Origin of the sequence: Flectobacillus longus (genome assembly GCF_030056705.1) — a bacterium.
In the GTDB taxonomy this organism is placed as follows: domain Bacteria; phylum Bacteroidota; class Bacteroidia; order Cytophagales; family Spirosomataceae; genus Flectobacillus; species Flectobacillus longus.
Genome location: NZ_JASHIC010000012.1, coordinates 199,689 through 209,013, shown reverse-complemented (window position 1 = coordinate 209,013; position 9,325 = coordinate 199,689). Strand labels below are relative to the sequence as shown.

Below are 9,325 nucleotides of genomic sequence, written 5' to 3'. Positions count from 1 at the left end.
TAAGAATCTTGGCAATTTCGGTCGGACTAAATTTGCTCCTTTTCATAATACTTACCTAAAGTTAAAAAATATCACACTTTTTAAACTTTTAATCCGTACTATTTTTGGGGAAGCTTACAGATGTTTGGTAATAGATTGTAATGCTCTCTGAGTTTTTTTCTTTCGTCTTGTGTCATTTTCTTAACTTTGGTTTGGTTAATAATTATTAATCAGAGTGGCCATGCTGTGGAGCTTTGTCCTGCAAGATTTCGACTCCTCAGCATTGGCCACTACTTCTTATCATACTGTACTAGAATGGTAAGCTCTTTTTCTCTGGTAATCCTCGGCCTGTAATATCGGTACCAGGCGTTTGTATATAGAAATGTTCTATTGACTGCGGTTTGGGTAATTCTATGGTAGACCAGGACTTTATCTTATTATCATATACCTCTCTGGTAGCACACTTGATATTAATCCTTCTATCCTCCTGTATATGTTTGGCATCGAGAGGGTTCAATGTCCAATTTTTCATTCTACAGTACATCACAATCTTGTCTTTGAAGGTGGCTGCTGTGATATCGCTGCTTACTTCCATTTTATAGGTCTCAAAGATTTTATACCTTGGTATATAGCAGTTAAGCGTTTCGTTATCCTCCTGAAAGTACATATTAGCCCACTGTAAGAAGTTCGGTCCCAATTTGTTTCGGTAGGTATTAGCCATGATTTCAGACATGGGAGGCTCTACTTTACCATACTCCATAAATGCCTGAATACATTGTGCTGCCATATTCATAAAGGCATTCCATTCGTCACGGTTAAAATGCTGGAAAAGGCTTTTTCCAAACTCATCAATAGGTCTACGTACTTCCCTATACTCGCCAGTACTGTTGTAGTGATAGTAATCCGAAAACGCTAAAAACCACAATCGACGAAGTGTACTGTCGTCTGAATCCATCGGTGGAAAATTGCTTGAGATATGGAGCTTTGGCGTATCCTTAAACATCAAGTTGTAGGACTTGGTACCCTTGGGGTTTACCTTCATAAAGGTGGTAACAAGGGCGAAGAAAAACGGGAAATCCAAGTACTTCGCACCATCATCTACCAAGAGGTAATCGGTATGCTCCGTTACATTTTCATAGATATGTCGGTTTTTGGTAAGGTCTTTTTCTCGTCCATCTAGGGTCTCGTATTGCATCAGGTGCATAAGGCTTTTACCGAAAATAGATTTACCAGTACCACCCTGCGATTTTTCGGAATCACGCATGACATAGTCCAAACTCCACACACAGTAGGTATTGGCATCATCCTTTTCACGATGCAAAAAATACCCGTAAGCGCAAAGCTTGGCTATGAGGTGTTGCATCTGTTCCTTTTGCTGTTCGGGTTTTAATAATGGACCAGCTATTGAGAATTGGTGCTTTTTACGATAGGCTTCTTTGTCCAAGCCTGAGCGGTCAAGATTATCTTCCAGCTCGTTGCGCCAATAGATTCTGGAGGTATTAATCAAGAAGTTTAAGAATGGGTTATCGTTTCGCAAAATGTCGATTACTAAGTCTCCTTCTTCGTCTTTACGGATTTTAAAGAAGGGGTCAGTCCGTTTTACTTCCAGCTCCAAATCGTTACCATCTTCGTCAAAACACAAAGGTTTTATTACCTCATTTTCCCAGACATATCTATCAGCTTTTTGGGCTTTGATAACCTCTATATCGTTTTTGGTAACTCGCCAAACCTCATTTTTGAAGAACATAAATTGGGTATTGCGGTCGTGATCCTTAAACTCCAAAGTGATTTTGGGTAGACGACTAAATGTAGATTCGCTAATGTCCTTCGAGCGGATAAAGGCATCCAACAGTTCAGGTTCGGCATGAATGCTTTCCAAGAAATTATCAATAAACTCCTTGATTTCTTCGACTGTTACCGACTTGACGATATTCTTGTCTATTCTGACATACTGAAATACGCCAGCTCTGGTGGCTATCTGAGCAAAGCCATTGCGGTATAAGAAGTTTAACAATACTTTGGGGCGACCACTGTATTTATAGACCTCTTTACCCTCTACAATTTTGGGTAAACCTTTCGAGTCCAAAGCCTTTACTTTATTCCAAAATCTAAATGGATAGGATACATTCAAAAGATTACGGAAGTCATTGGCTCCGTAATGGTTCAGGTAGTCCCGTACATCCTTGCAGTATTTGGGGCGGTTTTCTTCGTCAAAATTTCCTGTTTTGATAAGACGTAAGCTATCGGGCAAATAAATTGTATGGATATCCAAATGATACATGGCCAGTTCAAAAGCTTTTGATTTGCCAGTGGCATCTATGTCTGGCAAATTGTACACCCTATGAGCCCATCCCTTCAGCTTTTTGATATCAATATTCCAGGGCTTTACGGTTTCGGAGTTGAACCACACCACCTCAAACCCTAGCGCTGCCACATTGAGGGCATCGCTACCACCAGTACAGATAATAATATCCTGAAGCTTTACCTCTTCTTCGTCCTCACTATTAGCATAGCGCTGTACATTGGCGTACATTTTCGCAATACGAGACTCCCCAAACATATAGTTTTGGGGTTTGTCCCCATAGCTTACAAATCTACGAGAAGGGTCACTTTTAAGCGGTTCATAAAACTTTTGCCATGTACCCTCATTGTACATAAAAATAGGGTAGGACTCCGTAGAGTAGAAAGTATGCACTACCTTCTTGCCAGTTTCCTTGTCACGCCCCACAAGGCTCGACGACTCCAATACAAACAAATTATAACGCTCAAGTAGTACCATAGCGTTACGATAGGCGGTATCGTCGGCTTGCTCGTCGTTTTTGGAATCCTGCTTTTGCAAATAGCTCCATACATACTTAGAAAAAAGAATCTTGAGGTGGCTCAATAAAGGTTTTTCCTGAATTACCCACGAGCGTTTACCGATTGGATCTGATTCCTCAGCATTTGTTTTGCGGTACTCAGGTTTGGGTTTGGAGGTGGCCACACCCAGCGTTTTAGAGGCTATATTGAAAGTTTGTTCTATCCATCTGCATGCTCCCCTAAAGTCAAGATTTTGTTCAATCATTACCAAGTCGATAGGACTATACATCTTATCGCCAAAATCATTGACATAGTAATGGTCACGGCCCTCAGGGAAATATAAAGTAGCACTTGGGGTGCGTTCTTCTCTAATGCTAAACTTATGGTTCTTTTCCCTTGAAGCTTTTTCAGCTTCAGGGAAAAGTTCTACAATGATATCGAGACCTCCGTTTGTATGTTGATAGTACTCTTTTACTGTGATATAAGACATTTTCAGATAGGGGCTTGTTGTGTTTCAGAAAGTTGCATTAAGTGCTCAAGCATATTTTCGAAGCGTTGTTTATAGTCCAACCATATCTCCAAATCTTCTTCTGCTCCACTAATGCCCCAAGCCTTATCCTGATGGGCTCTGCCGATACAAGTGGCTAGAAAGTCCAACTTGTTTTTACAAATCTTGATAGCCGCAGGGCAATCGTCTGGAGAGAGCTGCCCCGCCAGATAAAGGCGCAACAATTGATAGCTAGTAGTATGTGAGGTGACAGTCATTGTATTTGGAAATTAAAGCCGATGGTATGAATACGTTGAAAAGAATTACACTGTGGGTTCCAGATATAATCGGAGAAAAAGGCATAAGAATATAGTTCCGATGGCCAATCCTTAACCGAGTTCCAGTGCGAGGGGTCGCCCCAGTTAAATTGTTGATAAACAGTAAATTCACATTCCCAGAATCCACCACCTAGGTGTTTGATATTTACCTCAGACCCCTGCGAAAAGGCCATAAAGGTTCTGGCAAACTCCTGAATCGTCCGTGGAGTTTGCAAAGACGTAGCTTTGTTCATTATTGTAAATGGGGGTTACATTTTGATGTTTAAGCGAGAGCGTATATCTTCATTTCTGTCTTCCTGTCCTTCTTTTTCTTGAAGGTATTCAGTCACAATTTGTTCCAATAGATCTGTAAGTTCAAGGTTCGTGCTTTTGTTCCTAAGCACATTTTGAACATGGAATTCTTTCGCCTGATAAATCGGATTTTTAGCGTAAAGCTTGCGTCTCCATTTTGGAATAGATATGAGGATTGGTTTGATAGCATTTATCCGACCATTCAATAATATACGCTCCTCTTCTTTCGATAAGATTTGATTTAACTGCATAACTACGTATTTTTACTGTGCTTAATTACTGTGTTTTTGTACTGTGCAAATATTCACCTATAAAGTGAATTATACAAATAAAAAGTGAATTTTTTACTATGGAATCACAATTCGGAAAAAATATTAGAAGAATCAGAATAGCGAAAGGACTGACATTAAAACAACTGGCGGAAAAACTAGGAGTGTCATTTCAATCGGTCGAGAAATGGGAGAAAGGAATAACTATGCCAACGGGAAAGAGACTGTTGCTTTTGGCTGAGGTTCTCGAAGTAACTCAAAATCAACTTTACGAAACAGAAAAGAGTGAAGAGCTTGATACTGTTGTGATTAGTAAAGTGGAATATGATAGATTCCAGCAGGCTTTAACAAGAGAAAACGAGCTGTTACGCGAATTAGCAGAGCTAAGAAAAGAAAAAATCAAGGACTTGGAAGCAGAGAAAATTAAAGGGGGCTCCCCTGCAAAAAATCCGACTTCTGTACCTAATTAAAACATTTATGCTTAATAGAAATTAGTCGAGAAGCGATGAAATGCCCATTTTGTTGGCTTCTCCTATTGATAAAGTTCTATATATAAGTGAATAATTCAACCAATAATCAACCTATATACACCGACAATGACGAACCCATTTTCAAATCAGTTGGTATTCTTCGGAGAATCAATACCAGATTCCAATCATTATCTAAGACAACTTGTAGGTTACTGTTCTGGAATAGGAACAAAGTATTACGAGCATTTAGGTGACAATGTAAAGTTCATTGTTACTGAGGATTTTGACTCTGATAAAGTTCTAATCAGTAATTATCTAAGTTCTATTACTCTAGCTAAAAATAAGGATAAACTAATTAATGCTAGACTGGCAAGTATGCAAAAACTTACTACAACAGAGTTTTTAGAAATTATATCAAATTCACCTGCTAAAGCATATCTAAAATGAATTACACCGCTATAGATTTTGAAACTGCAAATAACTTTCGGAGGAGTGCTTGTTCTTTGGGACTTGTGAAGGTAGAGGACGGACAAATCGTTGAAAAAAAATACTGGTTAATCAAGCCTACACCATTAGAAGTAGGATTCATGCAATATAAAGTGCATGGAATAAAGCTTGATATGTTGACAGACCAGCCAGATTTTAAAGAATTATGGCACGAGATAAAGCCATACCTAGAAAACCAAACCTTGGTTGCACATAACGGGAAATTTGACTTCAATGTTCTTGCTCATTTGATAAATCACTATGAGTTAGAAAACATTCCAATGACCACTTATTGTACGTTAGATTTATCAAAAATAATCTGGCCAAATGAATTAGCTTATAATCTAGCCTCATTGGTAAGTGAGAAATTAGGTGTTGAATTTAATCATCATAATGCCTTAGAAGATGCGGAAGTTACAGCACTCTTATTCAAGAATATTCTTCAGGAGTCCGCAGTTCAGTCTTTAGAAGAAATCAATGATTTTATAGATACAAATTATTTCAAGCTCTCCAATAGATTTAGAACCAGTACTCCACTAGGAAGAAAACTAAATATAGAATTGACAGAAAATGAAGCACATCCATTTTTTGGTAAGGAGGTGGTTTTTTCTGGAACCTTCTCGGCTTTTACTAAAGAAGGAGGACGAGAATTAGTAGCTAAAATTGGAGGAGTGCCTAAAGATGGAGTTACGTCAAATACCAAGTTTTTAGTAGTTGGACAGCAAGATTTGTATAAAGTGGGATTAGAAATGAAATCCTCAAAAATGAAGAAAGTAGAACAAATGATTAGTAAAGGGCTAGATGTTCAGGTGCTTATAGAATCGGAGTTTATAGAGCTATTAAATTTTTAATAAATAATCACAAAAAAAGCTGAGTGGCAGTGGAAATTCTCTATACGTCAACGAGAAAAATGCCCCATACGTTAAAATAAGCGGTATTAGTGGTAACTTTTCGGTGTTCGAATCTCTCCGTCTCCACCAACAAAAACGCCTCTCGAAACATTTTCGAGAGGCGTTTTTGCTTTATTTGAATAACTTCTTAACAATCTTATCTTTTAATTTTATCAATTTTAAGATTTTTTTCACATCATCCAATCGATTGTTCAAAATTGCTTTGTCATTTGCTGTTTGTAATGGATTGATCACGTGCCCATTGAAATTAGACTCGACACTCTCTCCAGTTTTGATATTCTTGAATCCGTTGCGTAAATACAGCTCGTTGGTAACCATGTTTGACAACATCGGCGTATAATAAATACAATCTTTGAAGTAATAGTGTGTTACTTGCGAATAACGAGTGCTACCTTCTAGTTCTACTTTTGAGCCTCCATGAATAATATTTGAAGACCAAATCAAAGCATCTCCCTTTTTTGCATAAAAGAATTTCTTGTCAAACTCCGAAACGTTCATGATACTCTGCATAAAATCTTCATACTGAACGTAGTCATTGTACGTCGTATCTTCTGGAGCATCTTTGATGTGTGCAAAGTTGTATTCTGGCATACGGTGTGAGCCACTGTAGTAGAATACTGCACCATTTTCAGGAGTTACATCCTCCAAAGCCACCCAAACGCCACACATATAACGTGCAGGAATCGAACTAAAGTGAATGGTGTCAGAGTGTGCTCTTTGTTGAGAACCAAACTTAAAGTTGAGCGTTTGGAATGGGATAGGCTCACGGTCATAAAGCATTTCCAAGGTTTTCATGATAGTGTCGTTCGACGAAACTTGCTTGGTACTATCTGAGTATTGCCAAAGATCCTGAATACGAGTTTTATCACGGTAAACAGTTACTGGGAAGTCTTCGTTAAAGCCTTTTTGATTCATATCGGCTTTTACTTGGTCAATTACTTCCTCTGAAAAAACATTTCTTAATACAACAAAACCATTTTTGTGATATTCGGTTGCTAATTGTTTCTCTTCTTCGGTGAGATTCTTGGTTTTGAGGATTTCGTTAAAAAAAGGTGATTCTACCCAAGGTAAATTCATAACATAGATGATTTATAAAATTTGATAAAACTACAATCTATAATGGAAGATTTTTTTATAGGTCCTTCTGATGGCGTTCGATGTATGTGTGGATTAGCTTAGAAGGAAAAGACTTTACAAGATAGCTTATTTTTTCGAAATTTTGAAAAACTACTTTGCTTCCAACTATTTCGAACTGATAGACGATGCTAATATGTATCTTTGCATAAAATAATACTTCGTGTTAAAAAACGATTTTCAAAAGTTCAAAATAGATTAAAGAAAATTAACTTTCTGTAAACAGCAGAATATGGCTTGTTTAATTTGATAAAATGTCAGAAATCTTAACCAAATATTTAACGCAAAGAGAATCTTCTCAGCTAGAGTTTAAAAGTAAAATTGATAGCCCTTTTAAAATAGCACGTACACTTTCGGCATTTGCTAATACTGCGGGAGGTACCCTTTTGATTGGCATTAACGATGACCGTACCGTAAAAGGGTGTTCCGAGTTGGAAGAAATGACTAAGTTAGCTGAGGCTGCCGAACATTTGATAATTCCCCCTCTCGATATTCGTTATCGCGCTATTATGTGGGAAAACAGGAAAAAAGTTTTGGTCGTAGAGATTGACGAAAGTTCTGATAAACCGCACGAAGCTTTGGATGAAAAAGGTAATCGAACTGTTTATGTTCGAGCCAATGACCAAACTACTCCTGTATCCAAAGAAATGTCTCAAATCTTGGATAAAACCGACAAAACTGTAGAAAGTAACTTGTTGGAGCAGCAAAATGTAAAATACCTAATGGTATTTTTGAAGAAAAATAAAAGAGTATCGGCACGAGAATATGCCAAACTGGTCAATATTTCGGAATACCGTGCTAAAAAAATGTTGGAAACCTTAACATATGAAGGCATTTTACTGATGTTGTCCAAACAGCGCCCTCCACAGTTTGTCTTAAAACAACAATAAACTGTGCCTTATGACAAATATCCAACTATTTCTGATTTGGCATTTCTGATTTCGGAAATAAGTTAGTAGGATTTTGCCATTGTTGGTCTTTTGACCAACAATGGCTGAAAAGTATAAAAGTGTTTCTAATGAAATCATGATTACATTTTTGCTTAATGCCTACAGCCTAAAGCCCAACTCAATGTATAATCAGCTTGGTATTGACTACAATGTCTTCAGGTTCAAGTGTTTCTTTTTCTGCATGGATAATTTTTAACAGCAGTTGTGCTGCTTTTTCTCCCATTTGATAGGCAAATTGCTCTACCGATGCCAGCGGAGGATTATCTAGATAGGTCGTAATGGGAAGGTTTGCAAAACTTACAAACATAATATCTTTGTTGGGTACAAGACCTTTTTGTTTGCAGGCTTGCATGGCATACAATGCTACATAGTCATTGAAGCAAAAAACGGCTTCTGGCAATTCTTCTCCATTCAACAACTCAATCATTTTTTTAGTGGTATCTTCTTTACTCAAATCTGTAGACTTAATATAGTTTTGAATAATTGGAAGATTAAACTTTTTCATAGCTCCCCAATAACCCATTAAGCGTTCATCAGAGATTTCTAAACTGGCTGGGCCGTTCAAAATTGCTACTTTTTTTATTCCTTTATTGGCCAAAAAATCAATTACTTCAAAGGCCGCATCTGCTATATTTCCTCGTACTTTGTTGACAGGTACATCTTTGGGAGCACGATCAAAAAACACAATAGGAATACCATATCTTTCTAATTCTCTAAACTGATAATACTGAGTAGTTTCGGCCGAAATGGAAGCAATAACACCATCTACACGACTACTGATAAAGGACTTGATAGCTCTGTTTTCTCTTTCTAATTTATCACGTGACTGGCTAACGACTACATTGTAGTTCTCTGCTGAAATAACATCTTCAATGGCTGTAATAGCTTGCGAAAAAAACTCTTCTTGTAAATGAGGAAGCACTACTCCGATGGTAAAGGTTTTATTCTTTTTGAGTAAAATCGCCGCAGGATTTGGAACATAGTTGAGTCTTTGTGCCATCTCAAAAACTTTTTCTTTTGTTCTCAAACCAATTCGTGGATGATTTTGTAATGCGCGTGAAACCGTTGAAATAGAAATATTCAGTGCTTGCGCTATATGTTTGATTGTAACTTGTGTCTTTTGCATATTTTTCAGGAAGTCCCAAGCCTTAGCTTATGGAACTGCTAAATTACAAACATTCCTGCAATAGTCTTAGTAGGATTTACGATTC

The 9,325-nt window shown here is 37.6% G+C and carries 10 protein-coding genes; 4 read left to right on the top strand and 6 right to left on the bottom strand.

The genetic code is table 11. The features are described 5' to 3' along the window. Positions 1 to 289: 289 nt before the first annotated feature. From QM491_RS10690 to QM491_RS10675, 4 genes are read right to left on the bottom strand one after another with little or no spacing between them, the layout of a single operon-like run. Complete coding sequence (locus QM491_RS10690) at positions 290 to 3,268, bottom strand: primase-helicase family protein (RefSeq protein ID WP_283327485.1); 2,979 nt, start codon at positions 3,266 to 3,268, stop codon at positions 290 to 292. A 2-nt stretch (positions 3,269 to 3,270) separates the two neighbouring features. Next, positions 3,271 to 3,543, bottom strand: coding sequence for a hypothetical protein (locus QM491_RS10685; protein ID WP_283327484.1), 273 nt, complete (start codon positions 3,541 to 3,543; stop codon positions 3,271 to 3,273). After that, positions 3,540 to 3,836 (bottom strand): hypothetical protein, encoded by a 297-nt coding sequence (locus tag QM491_RS10680; protein WP_283327483.1) that lies wholly within the window; start codon positions 3,834 to 3,836, stop codon positions 3,540 to 3,542. Before QM491_RS10680 ends, QM491_RS10685 begins: the two co-directional genes overlap by 4 nt. A gap of 15 nt (positions 3,837 to 3,851) precedes the next feature. Next, positions 3,852 to 4,145 (bottom strand): hypothetical protein, encoded by a 294-nt coding sequence (locus QM491_RS10675; RefSeq protein WP_283327482.1) that lies wholly within the window; start codon positions 4,143 to 4,145, stop codon positions 3,852 to 3,854. A 98-nt stretch (positions 4,146 to 4,243) separates the two neighbouring features. On the opposite strand from QM491_RS10675, the gene QM491_RS10670 reads away from it, so the two are divergent. The 3 genes from QM491_RS10670 (at position 4,244) to QM491_RS10660 (ending at position 5,970) form a co-directional block, all read left to right on the top strand. Beyond that, positions 4,244 to 4,633 carry a helix-turn-helix domain-containing protein gene (locus QM491_RS10670; protein ID WP_283327481.1) on the top strand — a complete coding sequence of 130 codons (390 nt, stop codon included), beginning with the start codon at positions 4,244 to 4,246 and terminating at the stop codon, positions 4,631 to 4,633. A 126-nt stretch (positions 4,634 to 4,759) separates the two neighbouring features. Further along, a complete protein-coding gene (locus QM491_RS10665; RefSeq protein ID WP_283327480.1) occupies positions 4,760 to 5,080 on the top strand; it encodes a hypothetical protein in 321 nt (106 codons plus the stop codon). Further along, positions 5,077 to 5,970, top strand: a complete 894-nt coding sequence (locus QM491_RS10660; RefSeq protein ID WP_283327479.1) for an exonuclease domain-containing protein — start codon at positions 5,077 to 5,079, stop codon at positions 5,968 to 5,970. The genes QM491_RS10665 and QM491_RS10660 overlap by 4 nt, the downstream gene beginning before the upstream one ends. Before the next feature lie 171 nt (positions 5,971 to 6,141). Here the strand turns inward: QM491_RS10660 and QM491_RS10655 are convergent, their stop codons facing one another. Then, positions 6,142 to 7,107 (bottom strand): phytanoyl-CoA dioxygenase family protein, encoded by a 966-nt coding sequence (locus QM491_RS10655; RefSeq protein WP_283327478.1) that lies wholly within the window; start codon positions 7,105 to 7,107, stop codon positions 6,142 to 6,144. A 311-nt stretch (positions 7,108 to 7,418) separates the two neighbouring features. Here QM491_RS10655 and QM491_RS10650 point away from each other — a divergent pair, with 311 nt between their 5' ends. After that, complete coding sequence (locus QM491_RS10650; RefSeq protein ID WP_283327477.1) at positions 7,419 to 8,054, top strand: AlbA family DNA-binding domain-containing protein; 636 nt, start codon at positions 7,419 to 7,421, stop codon at positions 8,052 to 8,054. A gap of 178 nt (positions 8,055 to 8,232) precedes the next feature. On the opposite strand, the gene QM491_RS10645 is transcribed toward QM491_RS10650, so the two are convergent. Then, positions 8,233 to 9,240 (bottom strand): LacI family DNA-binding transcriptional regulator, encoded by a 1,008-nt coding sequence (locus QM491_RS10645; protein WP_283327476.1) that lies wholly within the window; start codon positions 9,238 to 9,240, stop codon positions 8,233 to 8,235. Between the last annotated feature and the right edge of the window lie 85 nt (positions 9,241 to 9,325).

What these genes read in the sequence shown, in the direction of transcription:
- QM491_RS10690 (WP_283327485.1), bottom strand. Translation starts at nt 3,268, where the DNA reads ATGTCTTATATCACAGTAAAAGAGTACTATCAACATACAAACGGAGGT.
- QM491_RS10650 (WP_283327477.1), top strand. Translation starts at nt 7,419, where the DNA reads ATGTCAGAAATCTTAACCAAATATTTAACGCAAAGAGAATCTTCTCAG.
- QM491_RS10655 (WP_283327478.1), bottom strand. Translation starts at nt 7,107, where the DNA reads ATGAATTTACCTTGGGTAGAATCACCTTTTTTTAACGAAATCCTCAAA.
- QM491_RS10670 (WP_283327481.1), top strand. Translation starts at nt 4,244, where the DNA reads ATGGAATCACAATTCGGAAAAAATATTAGAAGAATCAGAATAGCGAAA.
- QM491_RS10660 (WP_283327479.1), top strand. Translation starts at nt 5,077, where the DNA reads ATGAATTACACCGCTATAGATTTTGAAACTGCAAATAACTTTCGGAGG.
- QM491_RS10665 (WP_283327480.1), top strand. Translation starts at nt 4,760, where the DNA reads ATGACGAACCCATTTTCAAATCAGTTGGTATTCTTCGGAGAATCAATA.
- QM491_RS10680 (WP_283327483.1), bottom strand. Translation starts at nt 3,836, where the DNA reads ATGAACAAAGCTACGTCTTTGCAAACTCCACGGACGATTCAGGAGTTT.
- QM491_RS10645 (WP_283327476.1), bottom strand. Translation starts at nt 9,240, where the DNA reads ATGCAAAAGACACAAGTTACAATCAAACATATAGCGCAAGCACTGAAT.
- QM491_RS10675 (WP_283327482.1), bottom strand. Translation starts at nt 4,145, where the DNA reads ATGCAGTTAAATCAAATCTTATCGAAAGAAGAGGAGCGTATATTATTG.
- QM491_RS10685 (WP_283327484.1), bottom strand. Translation starts at nt 3,543, where the DNA reads ATGACTGTCACCTCACATACTACTAGCTATCAATTGTTGCGCCTTTAT.